This window comes from Mesorhizobium sp. B4-1-4, from assembly GCF_006439395.2.
In the GTDB taxonomy this organism is placed as follows: domain Bacteria; phylum Pseudomonadota; class Alphaproteobacteria; order Rhizobiales; family Rhizobiaceae; genus Mesorhizobium.
The window spans coordinates 1,766,177-1,782,725 of the sequence record NZ_CP083950.1; the positions used below are offsets into that span (position 1 = coordinate 1,766,177).

18 protein-coding genes are annotated in these 16,549 nt (G+C 61.9%); 11 read left to right on the forward strand and 7 right to left on the reverse strand.

Going from position 1 to position 16,549, the window contains the following annotated elements; all coding sequences use genetic code 11:
* The first annotated feature begins 24 nt into the window (after positions 1-24).
* On the forward strand, positions 25-822 hold the full coding sequence (locus tag FJW03_RS08490) for a YdcF family protein (protein WP_140760122.1): 798 nt from the start codon (positions 25-27) through the stop codon (positions 820-822).
* Here FJW03_RS08490 and FJW03_RS08495 read toward each other — a convergent pair.
* Positions 795-1,514, reverse strand: a complete 720-nt coding sequence (locus FJW03_RS08495; protein ID WP_140760125.1) for a DUF599 domain-containing protein — start codon at positions 1,512-1,514, stop codon at positions 795-797. The two genes, FJW03_RS08490 and FJW03_RS08495, sit on opposite strands and share 28 nt — an antisense overlap.
* Positions 1,515-1,540: 26 nt before the next feature.
* Positions 1,541-2,236, reverse strand: coding sequence for a cysteine hydrolase family protein (locus tag FJW03_RS08500; RefSeq protein ID WP_140760374.1), 696 nt, complete (start codon positions 2,234-2,236; stop codon positions 1,541-1,543).
* Positions 2,237-2,429: 193 nt separating this feature from the next.
* Here FJW03_RS08500 and FJW03_RS08505 point away from each other — a divergent pair, with 193 nt between their 5' ends.
* The 3 genes from FJW03_RS08505 to FJW03_RS08515 all read left to right on the forward strand — a co-directional run bounded on the left by FJW03_RS08505 (position 2,430) and on the right by FJW03_RS08515 (position 5,323).
* Positions 2,430-3,833, forward strand: coding sequence for an L-serine ammonia-lyase (locus FJW03_RS08505; protein ID WP_140760127.1), 1,404 nt, complete (start codon positions 2,430-2,432; stop codon positions 3,831-3,833).
* Between the two features lie 72 nt (positions 3,834-3,905).
* On the forward strand, positions 3,906-4,343 hold the full coding sequence (locus FJW03_RS08510; protein ID WP_140760129.1) for a DUF1489 family protein: 438 nt from the start codon (positions 3,906-3,908) through the stop codon (positions 4,341-4,343).
* Positions 4,344-4,621: 278 nt separating this feature from the next.
* Positions 4,622-5,323, forward strand: coding sequence for a DnaJ domain-containing protein (locus tag FJW03_RS08515; protein ID WP_140692888.1), 702 nt, complete (start codon positions 4,622-4,624; stop codon positions 5,321-5,323).
* Positions 5,324-5,366: 43 nt separating this feature from the next.
* Here FJW03_RS08515 and FJW03_RS08520 read toward each other — a convergent pair whose 3' ends face one another.
* A complete protein-coding gene (locus tag FJW03_RS08520) occupies positions 5,367-6,788 on the reverse strand; it encodes a D-alanyl-D-alanine carboxypeptidase (RefSeq protein WP_140760131.1) in 1,422 nt (473 codons plus the stop codon).
* 295 nt (positions 6,789-7,083) lie between these two features.
* On the opposite strand from FJW03_RS08520, the gene FJW03_RS08525 reads away from it, so the two are divergent.
* From FJW03_RS08525 to clpA, 3 genes are all read left to right on the forward strand, one after another.
* The gene (locus FJW03_RS08525; RefSeq protein ID WP_095774324.1) at positions 7,084-7,413 is read left to right on the forward strand and encodes a phasin family protein; all 330 of its coding nucleotides are present in this window, start codon (positions 7,084-7,086) and stop codon (positions 7,411-7,413) included.
* Positions 7,414-7,689: 276 nt separating this feature from the next.
* Complete coding sequence (gene clpS / locus FJW03_RS08530) at positions 7,690-8,019, forward strand: ATP-dependent Clp protease adapter ClpS (RefSeq protein ID WP_010909565.1); 330 nt, start codon at positions 7,690-7,692, stop codon at positions 8,017-8,019.
* Between the two features lie 6 nt (positions 8,020-8,025).
* The gene (gene clpA / locus FJW03_RS08535) at positions 8,026-10,494 is read left to right on the forward strand and encodes an ATP-dependent Clp protease ATP-binding subunit ClpA (RefSeq protein WP_140760133.1); all 2,469 of its coding nucleotides are present in this window, start codon (positions 8,026-8,028) and stop codon (positions 10,492-10,494) included.
* A gap of 85 nt (positions 10,495-10,579) precedes the next feature.
* On the opposite strand, the gene FJW03_RS08540 is transcribed toward clpA, so the two are convergent.
* From FJW03_RS08540 to FJW03_RS08555, 4 genes are all read right to left on the reverse strand, one after another.
* Positions 10,580-11,011 carry an HIT family protein gene (locus FJW03_RS08540; RefSeq protein ID WP_140760135.1) on the reverse strand — a complete coding sequence of 144 codons (432 nt, stop codon included), beginning with the start codon at positions 11,009-11,011 and terminating at the stop codon, positions 10,580-10,582.
* A 126-nt stretch (positions 11,012-11,137) separates the two neighbouring features.
* The gene (locus tag FJW03_RS08545; protein WP_140692883.1) at positions 11,138-12,352 is read right to left on the reverse strand and encodes a GNAT family N-acetyltransferase; all 1,215 of its coding nucleotides are present in this window, start codon (positions 12,350-12,352) and stop codon (positions 11,138-11,140) included.
* Positions 12,353-12,407: 55 nt separating this feature from the next.
* Positions 12,408-13,136: a glycerophosphodiester phosphodiesterase gene (locus tag FJW03_RS08550; RefSeq protein WP_140692881.1), complete on the reverse strand. Its 729-nt coding sequence runs from the start codon at positions 13,134-13,136 to the stop codon at positions 12,408-12,410.
* Between the two features lie 13 nt (positions 13,137-13,149).
* Positions 13,150-13,614: a RidA family protein gene (locus FJW03_RS08555; RefSeq protein ID WP_140606995.1), complete on the reverse strand. Its 465-nt coding sequence runs from the start codon at positions 13,612-13,614 to the stop codon at positions 13,150-13,152.
* A 138-nt stretch (positions 13,615-13,752) separates the two neighbouring features.
* Here FJW03_RS08555 and FJW03_RS08560 point away from each other — a divergent pair, with 138 nt between their 5' ends.
* The 4 genes from FJW03_RS08560 (at position 13,753) to rpsB (ending at position 16,462) form a co-directional block, all read left to right on the forward strand.
* A complete protein-coding gene (locus FJW03_RS08560; protein WP_140692878.1) occupies positions 13,753-14,583 on the forward strand; it encodes a cell envelope integrity EipB family protein in 831 nt (276 codons plus the stop codon).
* 31 nt (positions 14,584-14,614) lie between these two features.
* Entirely contained in the window at positions 14,615-14,893 is a 279-nt protein-coding gene (locus tag FJW03_RS08565; RefSeq protein WP_140606993.1) for a DUF4031 domain-containing protein, read from the forward strand.
* On the forward strand, positions 14,890-15,501 hold the full coding sequence (locus FJW03_RS08570; protein WP_140760138.1) for a LysE family translocator: 612 nt from the start codon (positions 14,890-14,892) through the stop codon (positions 15,499-15,501). Before FJW03_RS08565 ends, FJW03_RS08570 begins: the two co-directional genes overlap by 4 nt.
* A 178-nt stretch (positions 15,502-15,679) precedes the next feature.
* Positions 15,680-16,462 carry a 30S ribosomal protein S2 gene (gene rpsB, locus FJW03_RS08575; protein ID WP_140606991.1) on the forward strand — a complete coding sequence of 261 codons (783 nt, stop codon included), beginning with the start codon at positions 15,680-15,682 and terminating at the stop codon, positions 16,460-16,462.
* Positions 16,463-16,549: the final 87 nt, after the last annotated feature.

Below are 16,549 nucleotides of genomic sequence, written 5' to 3' on the forward strand. Positions count from 1 at the left end.
CGCGGCGCTGTGATGGGGTGAGCGATGTTCTTCTATCTTTCCAAGATATTCTGGTTCTTCATTCAGCCGCTCAACCTTGCCATCTTGCTACTGCTGGCAGGCTTGCTGGCAGCGCTTTTCGGCCACCGGCGGCTTACCGGCACCAGCAGCGTGCTCGCCTTCCTGATCCTCGCCCTGTCGGCCTGGACCTCGCTTGGCGCCATGATGCTCAATCCGCTGGAGGAACGCTTTCCACGGCCGCCGCTACCGGAGAAGGTGGACGGCATCGTCGTGCTCGGCGGCGGCTTCGAGGGCGCCATCAACCTCGTGCGCGGTGGCTACGAATTGAGCACCAGCGGCGATCGCATGGTCGAGACCGCGATCCTGGCCCGGCGCTTCCCGCAGGCCAAAGTGGTTATATCAGGCGGAAACGGTTCGCTTTTCCTTGATGGCGAGGGCGACGCCGACACCGCGCCCCGCCTGCTCGGCCCGCTGGGTGTCTCGGCCGATCGCCTCGTCCTCGAGGACAAGTCCCGCAACACTTATGAAAATGCGGTCTTCAGCCGCAAACTGGTCGATCCGAAGCCGGGCGAGACCTGGCTGCTGGTGACCTCCGCCTTCCACATGCCCCGGGCCAAGGCGTTGTTCGACAAAGCCGGTTTTCCAACCATCCCATGGCCGGTCGACTATCGCACCTCTGGCAAGGAGGGCGTCGGCCTGTTTCGCGACAACGCCGCCGATTCCTTGCAGAACACGACCATGGCGATCCGCGAATGGATCGGGCTTTTCGCCTATTGGCATTCCGGCCGTATCGATCAGCCCTTTCCGGCGCCGGGCGGCTGACCAATGACGGCGCGCCGCGCCGCCGAGAAGAACTGGCGCCGCACGAGCACGGCCAGCAGCAGAAGCGTCGACAGCACGAACACCACGGGATCGACGAACCAGCCGAGATAGCCGATCGAGAAGAACACGCCGCGCAGGCCCGAGTTGAAATGCTTGCCGGCCAGCATGTTCATCTGCGTCGCGCGCCAGACAGCCGTTTCGGTGACCGGGTTGCGCGAGGCTTCGCCATGCGGGATCGGCACGGCGCCTATCAGGATCGAGCAATAGTTGAACAGCCGGTAGGCCCAGCCGAATTTGAAGAAGGAAAAAGCCAGGATCAGTACCAGCCCGAGCACCTTGATCTGAAAGGCCGAGCGTGACGGCGCGCTGCCGAGCGGCAGGTTGCTTAGCACTTCAAGAACCCGGTCGGAGGCGCCGAGCAAGGCAAAGCAGCCGCCGAGCGCGATCAGCGAACTGGAGGCGAAGAAGGCGGTTCCATGCTGCAGGCCGCTCATGATAGCGGTGTCGACGATGCGGATCTCGCGCTCGGCCATGGTGCGCATCCAGGCTTCGCGCTGCGCATTCATCGCCGTCGTCAGTGACATGCGGCTGACCAACCTGCCGTCGGAAGCAAGCGTATGGAGCACCCAGGCCAGGAGGAAAAAGCCGAGCGCCGCGAGGTCGGCCGTCGACAGGTAGGAGGAATCGTCCATGCTTTCTTGTACCTGCTTTGGTTGGCTCAGGTCAGCAAGGGTTCGGTGACTTCCATCTCCAAGGCCTTAATGACTTTGTCGGTGCTGGTGACCCATCCCAAGGCGTTCTCGAAATTCCACAATGTCGATTGGCGATTGAAATCCGGGCCCGAATGGTTGATCGCGTCCTCGACCAGGATAGGCCAGAACTCCAGCATGTAAGCGTCGCGCGCGGTTGCATCGACGCAGATGTTGGTGGCGACCCCGGTGAACAAGAGATAGCGGATTTTCCGGGCACGCAGGTATGCTTCCAGGCCCGTGTTGCAAAAACCGCTGTAGCGCGATTTGCGGATGACCTCGTCGCCTGGCTCGGGCTTCAGGGCGTCGACGATCCGCCAATCCCAGCTGCCGTCGATCAACAGTCTGCCGCGAAGCTCTGGGCGCTCGCGCATCAGCACCATGCCCAATTCCTTCTGGTAGTTCGGCGAGGAAGGGTCTCCCGCGTCGCTGAGGTCGGGTTTGTAAGACATCTGGAGGTAGACCACCGTCACGCCGCATTTGCGGGCGGCCGCGAGCAGGCGCCTGTTGGCGTCGATGGCCGGGGCCGCGCCCGATATGTCGATGCCAGCCAGGTCGAACATGCCGCCCTCCGAGGCAAAGGCGTTCTGCATGTCCACGACGACGACCGCTGTCCGGGTGGGATCGATATGCACCGGTTTCGGCCTGGCATCCAACACAAGCATCATATCCCCCTGGGCAACCGCAAAAATCGCATCGATGCGCGACGTGCAGAATAGCCGCGCCCTGATTCTCCCGCAATCAATGTCGCTGCCGGAGCAAACAAGGTCGGCAGATGCTGCGCCGCGATTGCCAAAAGAGCGGAAACATCCCGACACAATTCCTATATGTAGTCCTCGACGTGACTCAGGAGACAGCGTGTTCCTTTCGGTTTTCGACCTGTTCAAGATCGGCATCGGCCCCTCCAGTTCGCATACGATGGGGCCGATGACGGCCGCGCGGCGGTTTCTCGACGAGGTCGCGGGAGATGACTGGCCGCGGCCCGCCGGCGCCAAAATTGCCCGCATCGGCGCCAGCCTGCATGGCTCGCTCGCCTATACCGGCATCGGCCATGGCAGCGACCGCGCTGTCATCCTTGGCCTCGCCGGCCAGACCCCGCAAACGGTCGACCCCGACCAGGCCGATGAAATCGTCAGCCGGATCACCGCCGACAAGCTGATCTCACCGCCCGGCCATCCCTCCTACCGTTTCGACCCGGCCACCGATCTGGTGCTCGACCGCAAGACGCCGCTTACCGGGCACGCCAACGGCATGGCGTTCTATGCCTACGATGCCGGCGGCCGCCTGCTGCTCAAGCGCATTTACTATTCGATCGGCGGCGGCTTCGTGGTCTCGGAAGAAGAGTTGCAGCGGATGAGGGCCAAGGGGTCGGTGCCGGCAGAAGGCAGGAAAGTGCCGTATCCCTTCAAAAATGCGGTCGAGATGCTGAAGATGGCCGCCAACAGCGGCCTCTCGATTGCCGACATGAAGCGCGTCAACGAGGAAACGCAGATGTCGCGCGAAGAGCTCGACGCCGGTCTCGACGCCATCTGGAGTGCCATGAAGGGCTGCATTGACCGCGGGCTGTCGCAGGACGGCGTCATGCCGGGCGGGCTGAAGGTGCGGCGCCGCGCCAGACAGCTCCACGACAAGCTGCAGGAGCAGTGGCAACAGAATCGGCCGAATCCCTTGCTCGCCAATGACTGGCTGTCGATCTACGCGATGGCCGTGAACGAAGAGAATGCGGCTGGCGGCCGCGTCGTCACCGCCCCCACCAATGGAGCCGCGGGCACACTGCCTGCGGTGCTGCGCTATTGGCTGCATTTCCATCCCGAGGCCGACCAGCCAAGCATCCGCGACTTCCTGCTGACGGCTGCCGCTGTCGGCGGCATCATCAAATCCAATGCGTCGATCTCCGGCGCCGAGGTCGGCTGCCAGGGCGAGGTGGGCTCCGCCTCGGCAATGGCCGCGGCAGGCCTGTGCGCCGTCATGGGCGGCACGCCCGAGCAGGTCGAGAACGCCGCCGAGATCGCTCTTGAACACCATCTCGGCATGACCTGCGATCCGGTCGGCGGGCTGGTGCAGGTGCCGTGCATCGAGCGCAACGCGCTTGGCGCCGTCAAGGCGGTGACGGCGGCATCCCTGGCGATCAAGGGCGACGGCGTCCATTTCGTGCCACTCGACGCAGCGATCGAGACCATGCGCCAGACCGGCCTCGACATGAACGAGAAGTACAAGGAAACCAGCCTTGGCGGCCTGGCTGTCAATGTCGTGGAGTGCTGAGCAGGCGTCTGGCACTGTGGAGAACTTGTTCAGGCCGTTGACGCGTTGGTGCACCGGATTAAATCTTCGGGAATGGCTCTCAATCTCCTGAAACTATGCGTCGGCTGCGACAGCGTCGAGGATCTCGAGGAATGGATTGCATTCCGCCTCGACGAACGGCGCCGGGCCGGCGAAGCGGCCGAACACTGGCACACGACCCGCATGATGCCGACGCGCGGCGCCGAGATCACCGACGGCGGCTCGCTCTATTGGGTAATCAAGGGCAGCGTCCAATGCCGTCAGTTGATCACGGAGATCCGACCTTTTACCGACGATGAGGGCATCGGCCGCTGTCACCTGGTTCTCGACCAGCAAGTCGTGCGCACCGACTGGCAGCCGCGCCGGGCATTCCAGGGGTGGCGCTATCTGAAGCCATCGGACGCACCGGCCGATCTCGGCAAAGGCAAGGCGGGTTTGGTCGAGATGCCGCCGAAACTCCGGCGCGAGCTTGCCGAGCTGGGCTTGCTATAGCTCATCGAGCCGAAGCGTTGCCCGTTGCTGTCGCGGGCTGGTTTCTGGCCCTCTATCTTGCTTCGCACTGGACTTGCAAGCGGCGCGACAACGCCACATCTTGAAATTCATGCGCGATGAAACTGTCGAAGTCGACGAAGGCTGCGGCGTTGGCGGACCCGGTTCGTATCGCGGCCCTATTCTTGTCTGCGGGAAGGCCATGATTCCGGCGCAGAAAAAGTGTTGAAGGACATCACGCGGTTGTCCAGGCGGACAGGGCACCTGCGGGGCAGTGGGAAATGTTAGGCGCAATTATCGTTCTGGTCGCATTGCTGCTGGTGCTGCTGGGCATAGCCTCGGCTTTCCTCCAGGCCAATCCGGCCCGGCTCGCAACCGGGATGAAAACAGTTGGGCCGATCCTGCTGGCACTGGTTGGTGGCGCGGTGCTCCTGGTCGGACGTCAAGGGATCGGCGGTATCATCCTGTTCGCGTCGATCGCCTGGTACGGCGCCACGCGCGCGAGCCGGCCAAATGCCAATCTGGCGCCTGGGAAACGCTCGATGGTGCGGACGGCAGCCCTCGAGATGGAGCTCGACCACAATACGGGTGGCCTAGAAGGACTGGTTCTGGCCGGCCGCCACGACGGCAAGATGCTTGGCGCGATGGGTCTTTCGGAATTGCAGCATCTCTACCGCGAACTCTCCGGCGATGCGGAGAGCCGCCAGCTGCTAGAGACGTATCTTGACGGCAGATTTCCCGTCTGGCGCAAAAACACTGAGACGAACGGTGGCGAAGGGCTGGGTGTTGCGCCAGGTCCGGGCGCCATGACTAAGGAGGAGGCCTACAAGGTCCTTGGTCTTGAAGCGGGGGCCGCCGCGGCGGATGTCCGCAAGGCGCACCGCCGCCTGATGCAGCGCCTGCACCCCGATGTCGGCGGCACGTCTTTCCTGGCGGCGCGGATTAACGAAGCCAAGGACGTCTTGCTCTCCAATCACAACTAGTTCTCCTTCGACGCAGAAATTTTCCGGGAGATATTTCGCCGCCTTACTGCTGGACGGCGTAGCAGGCGATCTTCTTCTTCTTCAAAGCGGTGCAGGCCTTCCAGGCGGCATCCTTCGAGTCGAAACCGCCGAAACGGGCGCGGTAGTAGGTCTCGCCATCCTTGTCGAAGGCGACGGTGAAGCCGGAAGCATCGGCCAGCACCTTGGGCGCTTGCTTGGTGGTCTTGTCGAGAAATGCCTGGGCTTCGGACTGTTTCGGCGAAGAGGCGACCTGGATCGCCCAGCCCGACGGTACCGACGCGGTGCTGACCGGATCGACGGCGGGGGCCGGCTCGGCATAGGCGGCCACGACCTGTGCCGTGGCGACTTTCGGGCTGGAGACGATGACCGTCTTCACCTTCTTTGCCGGGGCGACGAGTTTGGGAGTCTCGGCCTCGGCAGTGCTGTCGGCATTGTCTTCATCCTGGGCGACCATCGCATCCTCGGCAACGGCGTCATCGGCACTGGCCACCGCCACCGGCTTGTCGTCCGGGGTCGGCGCGTCGTGCTTGGGCAGGAGGACTTTGGCAATTGCCTTGACCGGGTTGCTGTCGGCCTTGGCAACCAGATCACCATCGCCGCGGGTCGAGGCCCGCGGCATATAGGTGTGGATCAGGCTCGCCATCTGGTTGTCACGGCTGCCGCCCGAGGTGCCGCCCATCACAACGGCGACAAGGCGGCGGTTGCCGTCGGACACTGACGAGACGAGATTGAAGCCGGAGGCGCGGGTATAGCCGGTCTTGATGCCGTCGACGCCCTTGATGCGTCCAAGCAGACGGTTGTGACCGTTGATGCGCTGGCGGCCGTAGAGAAAAGATCGCTGCGAGAAATAGCCGTAATATTGCGGGAAATGCTCCCGGAGCGCGATGCCGAGCGTGGCCATGTCGCGCGCCGTGGTGAACTGACCCGGGTCGGGCAGGCCGTTGGCGTTGCGGAAGACGGTGCCGTTCATGCCGAGCTGACGCGCCTTGGCGGTCATCATTCGGGCGAAATTGGTTTCGTTGCCGCCCAACATTTCGCCGAGTGCTGTCGCCGAGTCGTTGGCCGACTTGGTGACTATCGACAGGATGGCGGTCTCGACCGTCACCGAACCGCCAGGCTTCACTCCGAGCTTCGTCGGCGCCTCCGCGGACGCCTTGGCGGAAAACACGACTGGCGAGTTCTTGCCGATCTTGCCCGCCGCCATCGCTTCGAAGGTCAGATAAAGCGTCATCATCTTGGTGAGCGAGGCCGGGTAGCGGCGGCCGTTGGCATCGGCTGAATAGAGCACCTTGCCGGTCTTGGCGTCGACCACGATGGCGGACGACCTCGCCGCCAAGGACGAGGCGGGGCCGGCAACGACAAACGTCATCGCCATGGCGATGATCATGATCGTTTTGAGGGGAGAGGTGGATTTGGAAACGATGCCCGACAACGCCTGACGCACTGGTAGTTCCTTTGAATTCTCGTTGCTTTGGAGGCGGCAAAGGGATCCTGCCTCACTTCCGGCCAAGCTACCGGGGCAGCGTTACCAATCCGTTTATGGTAACCGCCGCGTTCACCATTTTCTTCGGGCTTGAAGCTCTCTTTATTCGAATCTTAGCCATTGACGTTCGGGCGGTGCCTCCAGTGGGCGAAATGTTGACTTTTTGTGCAGCGCACAATATGTTACGTGCATTGCACAAAACGCCGCCCGGACAGGGCGCGTCCTATGAACAGGCAACCGTCAAGGGAATCACGAAATGACCCAGACCTACGAAGATTTCAGCAAATACGGCAAAGAGTTTGCCGACACCGGATTGAAGAGCTTCGCTTCGCTGTCGAAGGGCGCTCAGGCGATCGCCACCGAGGCCGGTGAATACACCAAGAAGAGCTTCGAAGCCGGCAGCGCCGCCTTCGAGAAGCTGTTCTCGGCCAAGTCGCTGGACAAGGCGATCGAGATCCAGTCCGACTACGCCAAGCAGTCCTACGAGGCATTCGTTGCCGAGGCCACCAAGATTGGCGACCTCTATGCCGAACTCGCCAAGGAAGCCTACAAGCCGTTCGAATCGATCGTTGCCAAGGCGAAGTAATTTTCGCCTGACAGTCTAACTCCGGCCCTTTTGGGCCTGGGACAAACCCGGTCGCGGAAACGCGGCCGGGTTTTTTCATGTCAATTTCCGGTTCATGGCCGCGTCACGCTTCACGATTGCGAAAATCCGCCAAGTTTGGTCACCTAGCCATATTGTCAGCTAACCAGAAGGGCTTAAAATCGTCCATCGAACACCTACATGTTGAACTCGCATGAGGATTCGAAGAGGCAGGATTACGTGACGATCGGTTTGACTGCCACGAAACAAGTGGCGCGGATGCAAAACGGCGGCGGTGACGGCAATGAGGCCGGCCGCGGGACGGCGGTCATCACGCGCACCAAAACCAAGACCAAGAAGCCCAGCCTCTACCGGGTCCTCATCCTCAACGATGACTACACTCCGATGGAGTTCGTGGTTCACGTGCTGGAGCGTTTTTTCCAGAAGGACCGCGAAGCCGCCACACGCATCATGCTTCATGTTCACAATCATGGAGTGGGCGAGTGCGGGGTCTATACATTCGAGGTGGCCGAGACCAAAGTGTCTCAGGTCATGGATTTCGCCCGACAGAATCAGCATCCGCTGCAATGCGTGATGGAGAAGAAGTGAGGTAACATGCCGGCTTTCTCCCAAGGCCTGGAAAAGGCGCTTCACCAGGCGCTGACGCTCGCCAATGAGCGGCACCATGAATATGCAACCCTTGAACATCTGCTGCTCGCGTTGATCGACGACACGGAGGCCGCCGCCGTCATGCGCGCCTGCAACGTCGATCTCGACGAGCTGAAGCATACCGTTCTCACCTATATCGACACCGAGCTCGACAACCTCGTCACCGGTTACGACGAGGATTCCAAGCCGACGGCCGGCTTCCAGCGTGTCATCCAGCGCGCTGTGATCCATGTGCAGTCGTCGGGCCGCGAGGAGGTGTCGGGCGCCAACGTGCTCGTCGCCATCTTCGCCGAGCGCGAGAGCCATGCCGCCTATTTCCTGCAGGAACAGCAGATGACCCGCTACGACGCGGTCAACTATATCTCGCACGGCATCGCCAAGCGTCCGGGCGCATCGGAGACGCGCTCGCCGCGTGGCGCCGATGACGAGCAGGGCGGCCAGAATGGCGCCGAGCCGCAGGAGGAAGGCGGCAAGAAGAAACAGCAGCAGGATGCGCTGACGGCTTATTGCGTCAATCTCAACAACAAGGCCAAGGCCGGCAAGATCGATCCGCTGATCGGGCGCGAGTCGGAGATCAACCGCACCATCCAGGTGCTGTGCCGCCGCTCGAAGAACAACCCGCTCTACGTCGGCGATCCCGGCGTCGGCAAGACGGCGATCGCCGAGGGGCTGGCCAAGCGCATCGTCGAGGGCGACGTCCCCGAAGTGCTGCACAACGCCACCATCTTCGCGCTCGACATGGGCACGCTGCTGGCCGGCACGCGCTATCGCGGCGATTTCGAGGAACGGCTGAAGCAGGTCGTCAAGGAACTCGAGGATTATCCGGGCGCGGTGCTGTTCATCGACGAAATCCACACCGTGATCGGTGCGGGCGCAACGTCGGGCGGCGCCATGGACGCTTCGAACCTGTTGAAGCCGGCCCTGTCGTCGGGTGCGATCCGTTGCATCGGCTCGACCACCTACAAGGAGTTCCGCCAGTTCTTCGAGAAGGACCGCGCTTTGGTGCGGCGCTTCCAGAAGATCGACGTCAACGAGCCGACCGTCGAGGACGCCATCGAGATCATGAAGGGCCTCAAGCCCTATTTCGAGGAATTCCATAAGGTTCGCTACACCAGCGAAGCAATCAAGGCCTCGGTGGAACTGTCGGCGCGCTACATCAACGACCGCAAGCTGCCGGACAAGGCGATCGACGTGATCGACGAGACCGGGGCCTCGCAGATGCTGGTGCCGGAAGCCAAGCGCAAGAAGACCATCGGCATCAAGGAGATCGAAGCCACCATCGCGACCATGGCGCGCATCCCGCCGAAAACGGTTTCGGCCGACGACGAGAAGGTGCTGCAGGGCCTCGATATCGAGCTGAAGCGCGTCGTCTACGGCCAGGATACCGCTATCACCGCGCTCACCTCGGCGATCAAGCTGGCGCGGGCCGGCCTGCGGGAACCGGAAAAGCCCATCGGCTCCTACCTGTTCTCGGGCCCGACCGGCGTCGGCAAGACCGAGGTCGCCAAGCAGTTGGCTGCTTCGCTTGGCGTGGAGCTGATCCGCTTTGACATGTCGGAATACATGGAACGCCACACCGTTTCCCGGCTGATCGGCGCGCCTCCCGGCTATGTCGGCTTCGACCAGGGCGGTCTGTTGACCGATGGTGTCGACCAGCATCCGCATTGCGTGCTGCTGCTGGACGAAGTGGAAAAGGCACATCCGGACCTGTTCAACATCCTGTTGCAGGTCATGGACCACGGCAAGCTGACGGACCACAACGGCAAGCAGATCGACTTCCGCAACGTGATCCTGATCATGACTACCAATGCGGGTGCGTCGGATGCGCAGCGCGCGGCGATCGGCTTCGGTTCGACCAAGCGCGAAGGCGACGATGTCGAGGCGATCAACCGGTTGTTCACGCCGGAGTTCCGCAACCGCCTCGATGCGATCATCCCGTTCGGCTCGCTGCCGGTGCCGGTCATCCATCAGGTGGTGCAGAAGTTCGTCATGCAGCTCGAAGCCCAGCTCTCCGAGCGTGGCGTCACCTTCGACCTGTCGCCGGATGCGATCGCCTGGCTCGCCGACAAGGGCTATGACGAGCGCATGGGGGCACGGCCGCTCGGCCGCGTGATCCAGGAGCACATCAAGAAGCCGTTGGCCGACGAGGTGCTGTTCGGCAAGCTGAAGAAGGGCGGCACGGTGCGTGTCACCGTCGAGAAGAAGGAAACCGGCGAGACCGGCCTGAAGCTCGAATCGCTGGCCGACGAAGCGCCGGTGAAGCCTAAGAAGGAAGAGCCGGAAGACGCGCCGAAGCCGCGCAAGGCGGTGGCCAAGAAGCCTGCCGCAAAAAAGGTAGTGGCGCAGAAGCCGGAGCCCAAGGGCAAGGATGGCGGCAAGCGCAGCCTGGTACCGCAACTGCCCCGCAAGGGCTGACAGCTCTTGCTCCAGTATGAAAAAAGCCCCGGAGACGGGGCTTTTTTGCGCCACAGTCATCATGCGAAGCCGGCGAACAGACGCCTCAGCTTGCGAGTGCGGCACGGATCTTGCCGGCATTCTCGGCCAGCACTTCCGGCTTCTCGATCTGTCCGGAATGCGGTTTGAGCGGCACGCCCTCGAAGCGCGGAACCACATGGACATGCAGGTGGTAGACGGTTTGTCCGGAGGCCGGCTCGTTGAACTGCATGAGGGTGACGCCGTCGGCGTTGAAGGCCTTTTTCACGGCCACCGCCACTTTCTGCACGACGGCAAACAATGGGCCGAAGGTCGCCGGGTCGGCGTCGAGGATGTTGCGCGACGGTGCCTTTGGCACCACCAGCGTATGCCCCGGTCCTTGCGGCATCACATCCATGAAGACCATGACCGCATCGTCTTCGTAAACGCGATACGAGGGAATTTCGCCACGCAGGATCTTTGCGAAGATGTTGTCGGTGTCATAGGCGGTTTCAGCCATGGCGAATGCTCCAGATTGTGCCTCGCCGTCCCGTGTAGCGAAGCTCTTCGGGAGCGGCAAGACGATGACGGGCGATCAGGCGAGATCGACCATCCGGATTGGACAGGTGCGTGATGGAAACGCCTGCTATTCCTCGAGATCCTTGCGGAATGGGGTATGCTCTTCCAGATATTCGCCCATCCGCTCCACCTCGCGCCTTTCGCGCCTGAGGTAGTCGGCGACCGCGTTGCGTAAGCCAGGGTGCGAAATGTAATGGGCCGAATGCATGGTCACCGGCCGGTAGCCGCGTGCCAGCTTGTGCTCCCCTTGCGCGCCCGCCTCGACCACCTTCAGCTTGCGTTCGATGGCGAAGTCGATGGCCTGGTGGTAACAGACTTCGAAATGCAGGAAAGGGTGATCCTCGATGCAGCCCCAGTTGCGGCCGTAGAGCGCGTCGGAGCCGATGAAATTGATGGCTCCGGCAATGTAGCGCCCGTTGCGCCTGGCCATCACCAGCAGGATGTCGTCCGCCATGCGTTCGCCGATCAGCGAAAAGAACTGGCGGTTCAGATAGGGGCGGCCCCATTTGCGGCTGCCGGTGTCCATGTAGAAGGTAAAGAAGTCGTCCCAGGCCTTTTCGGTCAGATCCTTGCCGGTCAGCCAGTCGATTGAGATACCGTCGGCAAGCGCCTCGCGCCGTTCCTTCTTCATTGCCTTGCGCTTGCGCGAAGCCAGCGTGGCGAGGAAGTCGTCATATGTCGAAAAGCCTTCGTTGAAGAAGTGGAACTGCTGGTCGGTGCGATGCAGGAAGCCCGCGGCCTCGAGCGTCGCGACGTCGTTCTCCTGCGCGAAGGTGACATGCGCCGAGGACACGCCGAGCTTGTCGGTCACCATTTTGAGACCGGCCGCAAGACCAGCCTTCACCGCATCCTGATCCTCGCCCTTGCTGACCAGCAGGCGAGGGCCGGTGACGGGCGTGAATGGCACGGCGCACTGCAGTTTCGGGTAATAGCGGCCGCCGGCCCGCTCGAAGGCATCCGACCAGCCGTGGTCGAACACATATTCGCCCTGGCTGTGCGATTTCAAATAGCAGGGGACTGCGCCCAGCAGCCTGCCTTGTGCATTTTCGAGCCGCAGGTGATGTCCTTGCCAGCCGGTGCGCCTGACAGCGCAACCGGAATCCTCAAGCGCGCTCAAAAAAGCAAATGAAACGAGGGGATTGTAGCCGCTTTCTGCATTATTGCGCGACGTGCCGACAAAGCCATCCCATTCATCGCAAGTGAAGGCACCGATACCAGCGGCGATGCGGATTGAAAACTCCGCGTTCGCTGTTTGCCCGTCGCCGTCATCGCCCTGATCCATGCGGCTTATTTAAGCTCCATCCGGGCCGCTACAAGTCACGTTTGAGTCACCTCGTTCAGGCGATCTCGACGAGGTCGGGTTCGAACCCTTCGAATGTCATCTGATCCGCATATTTGAAGGTCAGGTCGACCGCGGGCTGATCATGCACTGTCCAGGTGATAACTGGCATTTTGAGTTTTTCACGCACGAAACTGACAAACGGGTTCGGCAGGTCGCCGGCGGCATACGACGTGAAGGAGAGCTCATGCGCCAGCATGGCGAAATGCGCTTCGATCAGCTTGAGGTCCCTGCCGTAGGCCGTCAATCCAGCGGGAAGGCCAGGCGCGTGCTTTGGGAAATCGCGGATCAGCCAATGATCGAACGACATGATCGCCGCCTTGCCCGTGTAGCGCTTGAGCATCTTGCCGACTCGCGCCACCAGGCCTTCGTCCCGACCGGGAATCCCTTTCAGTTCGACGACAATGGGCACGCGACCATCGACGAGGTCGAGCGCTTCCTGCAGCGTCGGCACGTGATCGGCCGTGCCCCCAACCTTGAGCGCGGTCAGTTCAGCCGCGCTGCGTTGCCAGACGAAGCCATCCTGTCCGGTCAGCCTTTTCAGGTCGTCATCATGGATGATGATGGGAACGCCGTCCGACGACAGATGCACGTCGCATTCGATGGCATAGCCACGTTCGGCCGCGGCTGCGAAGGCGGAAAGCGTGTTTTCCCAGCGCGTCTTGTTCATGTCGTGAAAGCCGCGATGGGCAACGGGCCGGGCGATCAGCCAGGAGAGGTCGGTCATGTCAGGCCTTCGCTCACTCGACTTCGAAGATTGCTTCGATTTCCACCGCGGCGTTAAGCGGCAGCGAGGCGGTGCCGACAGCGGAGCGGGCATGCTTGCCGCGCTCGCCAAGGGCGGCGACCAGGAAATCGGAGGCGCCGTTGGCAACCAGATGCTGCTCGACAAAGTCAGCGGCGGAGGCGACGAAGACGGTGATCTTCACCAGCCTGCGGATCTTCTCAAGATCACCGAGGGCGGCCTTGGCCTGGGCCAGAATGTTGATCGCGCAGTATTTTGCCGCGTCCTTGCCGGTAGCGGTGTCGACGTCGCGGCCGAGCAGCCCGGTCGCCTGCAGCTTGCCGTCCTTGAGCGGCAACTGTCCGGCGGTGAACAGCAGGTGGCCGGTCCTGCAATAGGGCACGTAGTTGGCCGCGGGCGCGGCCGCGACAGGAAGCGTCACGCCGAGATCGCTTAGCCGCTTTTCGATTGTTTCACTCATTGCTTTTCCCTATTGCTGGAAGGCGCCGCGCTGGCCGGGCCGAAATTGCTATTTTTGCCTCGCTTCCGCCACGACTTTTTTTAAGCTGGACCATCTTTCCCTGCGGCCTGCCACCAGCCGCGACGATCGGAGTACCCCATGCGCGCAACGCGCCTCGCATTCAACGCCGTTTTTTTGTCGGCGGTCTTCTCGATGGGCCCCGCCTTTGCCGTGCCGGCGTTGCAGGCGCACCGCGCCGTGTACGACCTTACCCTCAACAAGGCCTCAGACCGCTCCGGCATTACAGGCATATCCGGGCGCATGGTCTATGAATTCAACGGTTCGGCTTGCGAAGGCTATACGGTTAAATTCCGTTTCGTCACCCAGATCGTCACCAACGACAACACCAGACTGACCGACCAGCAGACGACGACGTTCGAGGACGCCGAAGGCAAGACTTTTTCGTTCGTGACCAAATCCTTTGTCGACCAGAATCTCGACAAGGAGGTCAAGGGTATGGCCACGAAAAATGCCAAGGGGTTGAAAGTCGTTATCGACAAGCCCGAGAAGAACAGCCTGGAGCTAGCCACCACCCAGTTTCCGACCCAGCATCTGGTCGAACTGATCGGCAAGGCCGAGAAGGGCGAAAACTTCTACCAGACAAACCTGTTCGACGGTTCGGAAGATGCCAACAAGGTGATGACGACCACCGTCGTCGTCGGCAAGAAGACCGACGCCGACAAGGCCGATCCCGAGGCGCCGGCGCTGGCGAAGCTCGCCACCGACAAATACTGGCCGGTCGACATCGCCTATTTCGACGACAGCGCCCAGAACGGCGAAGAGGTGCCGGAATACCGGATCAGCTTCAAGCTGCACGAAAACGGCATCACCCGCGATCTCGTCATGGATTATGGCGATTTCTCGATGACCGGCAAACTGGTCAACCTGTCGCTGTTCGACCAGACAAAGCCCTGCCCGGTGTCGAAGTAGCAGCGCAATTGAGCTGGCCGCGGCGGGCTTGATGGCGGTCTATGTCGATGCGGCGATCTGGAAGTGGGCCGGTCATCTCTGGTGCCACCTCCTGGCTGATGATACCGACGAGTTGCATCGCTTTGCCGCCGAGCTCGGCATCAAGCGCTCGTCCTACCAGGGCCCGCCCAAGACATCGGCACCGCATTATGACATAACCGGCTTCGAGCGCGACCGGGCGGTGCGGCTCGGCGCCGTCGAATGCAGCCGCGAGCAGATCGTCGCAATCTTCCGGCGCGTGCGTGTGGCCAACGGAAAGGCCAAGTCATGACCCCAACGGCATTCCTGGCTTATTGCGCCGCGATTACGCTGGCCGCCGCGACGCCAGGTCCGGCGATGTTCGCGGTCATCACCAATGGTGTGTCGCGCGGTTTCCGTCGCGCCTTCATGGCCGGCGTCGGCGTCGCCGCCGGCGATGCCGTGCTGGTCACCCTCGCACTGCTCGGGCTGGTGGCGCTGGCCCAGACCTTCGAATGGGTCTTTCTTCTGCTGAAATATGCAGGCGCCGCCTATCTGATCTATCTCGGGATCCGGATGTGGCGTGCCGCAGCCGCGCAGCCGGATAAACCGCAGGTGGCTGAAGCAAGGTTGTCGCGATCGTTCCTGCTCGGCGCGTCCATTGCGCTCGGCAATCCAAAGGCGATCCTCTTTCACGCCTCGATCATGCCGCTGATCCTCAACCTCGATACGATGACCTTTTTCGATGGCCTGCTCGTGGTGGCCGTCGTCATCAGCGTCAATGTCGTTACCATGGGGATCTATGCCGCCCTGGCGGGCCGAGCATCGGGCTGGTTCACGACGCCCAGGCGCATGCGGCTGATGAACAGGTTCGCCGGCAGCGCCATGATCGGTACCGGAGCGCTGATTGCCGCACGCTGAGCGCTGAGGCGCCACAACGCTTGCGTTTGTCGCGCTTCCCCTCTATATGCCCGCTCATTCCACACACGGACTTTGGTGTCTGCCCGGGAGAAATCCGGCTGAAACCTCCGGTGGCGTTCGAGGACTGAGGTCCAAAAATGCCTGTGTCCGTGGAGGCTAACCGGAAAGGAAAATGAGAATGGCACTGCCTGATTTCAGCATGCGCCAGCTTTTGGAAGCTGGCATTCACTTCGGCCACCAGACCCATCGCTGGAACCCGAAGATGGCGCCCTACATTTATGGCGCCCGCAACAACATCCACATCATCGACCTGTCGCAGACGGTGCCGTTGCTGCACCAGGCGCTTAAGCAGGTTTCGGACACCGTCGCCAAGGGCGGCCGCGTGCTGTTCGTCGGCACCAAGCGCCAGGCGTCTGATATCGTCGCCGATGCGGCGCAGCGTTCGGCACAGTACTATGTCAATTCGCGTTGGCTCGGCGGCATGCTGACCAACTGGAAGACGATCTCGAACTCGATCCAGCGCCTGCGCAAGCTCGACGAGATGCTTGCCGGCGAGGCGCAAGGGTTGACCAAGAAGGAACGCCTGAACCTCGATCGCGAGCGCGAGAAGCTCGACAAGGCGCTGGGCGGCATCAAGGACATGGGCTCGACGCCCGACCTGATGTTCGTGATCGACACCAACAAGGAAGCGATCGCCATTCTCGAGGCCAAGCGCCTCGGCATTCCGGTCGTCGCGATCATCGATTCGAACTGCGACCCGGACAAGATCGACTTCCCGATCCCCGGCAATGACGACGCGGCCCGCGCCATCCAGCTTTATTGCGATCTGATCGCCAAGGCTGCGATCGACGGCATCGCCCGTCAGCAGGGCGCGCTCGGCGTCGACATCGGCGCTTCGGTTGAAGCCCCGGTCGAACCGGCGCTCGATCCGGCTCCGGCGTCGGAAGCTCCCAAAGCTTGATAGTCGAAGGCCGGTTGCGGCCTTCATCTTTCTCATATTTTGGCACGCTAAACAGACGCACCATCGAATGCCGATGGTGCGTCGGTG

Coding starts and splice junctions, on each gene's coding strand:
- FJW03_RS08560 (WP_140692878.1), top strand. CDS start 13,753: ATGCGCGCAACGCGCCTCGCATTCAACGCCGTTTTTTTGTCGGCGGTC.
- FJW03_RS08545 (WP_140692883.1), bottom strand. CDS start 12,352: ATGGATCAGGGCGATGACGGCGACGGGCAAACAGCGAACGCGGAGTTT.
- FJW03_RS08495 (WP_140760125.1), bottom strand. CDS start 1,514: ATGGACGATTCCTCCTACCTGTCGACGGCCGACCTCGCGGCGCTCGGC.
- FJW03_RS08490 (WP_140760122.1), top strand. CDS start 25: ATGTTCTTCTATCTTTCCAAGATATTCTGGTTCTTCATTCAGCCGCTC.
- FJW03_RS08550 (WP_140692881.1), bottom strand. CDS start 13,136: ATGACCGACCTCTCCTGGCTGATCGCCCGGCCCGTTGCCCATCGCGGC.
- FJW03_RS08565 (WP_140606993.1), top strand. CDS start 14,615: ATGGCGGTCTATGTCGATGCGGCGATCTGGAAGTGGGCCGGTCATCTC.
- clpA (WP_140760133.1), top strand. CDS start 8,026: ATGCCGGCTTTCTCCCAAGGCCTGGAAAAGGCGCTTCACCAGGCGCTG.
- rpsB (WP_140606991.1), top strand. CDS start 15,680: ATGGCACTGCCTGATTTCAGCATGCGCCAGCTTTTGGAAGCTGGCATT.
- clpS (WP_010909565.1), top strand. CDS start 7,690: ATGCAAAACGGCGGCGGTGACGGCAATGAGGCCGGCCGCGGGACGGCG.
- FJW03_RS08555 (WP_140606995.1), bottom strand. CDS start 13,614: ATGAGTGAAACAATCGAAAAGCGGCTAAGCGATCTCGGCGTGACGCTT.
- FJW03_RS08525 (WP_095774324.1), top strand. CDS start 7,084: ATGACCCAGACCTACGAAGATTTCAGCAAATACGGCAAAGAGTTTGCC.
- FJW03_RS08540 (WP_140760135.1), bottom strand. CDS start 11,011: ATGGCTGAAACCGCCTATGACACCGACAACATCTTCGCAAAGATCCTG.
- FJW03_RS08500 (WP_140760374.1), bottom strand. CDS start 2,236: ATGCTTGTGTTGGATGCCAGGCCGAAACCGGTGCATATCGATCCCACC.
- FJW03_RS08570 (WP_140760138.1), top strand. CDS start 14,890: ATGACCCCAACGGCATTCCTGGCTTATTGCGCCGCGATTACGCTGGCC.
- FJW03_RS08515 (WP_140692888.1), top strand. CDS start 4,622: ATGTTAGGCGCAATTATCGTTCTGGTCGCATTGCTGCTGGTGCTGCTG.
- FJW03_RS08510 (WP_140760129.1), top strand. CDS start 3,906: ATGGCTCTCAATCTCCTGAAACTATGCGTCGGCTGCGACAGCGTCGAG.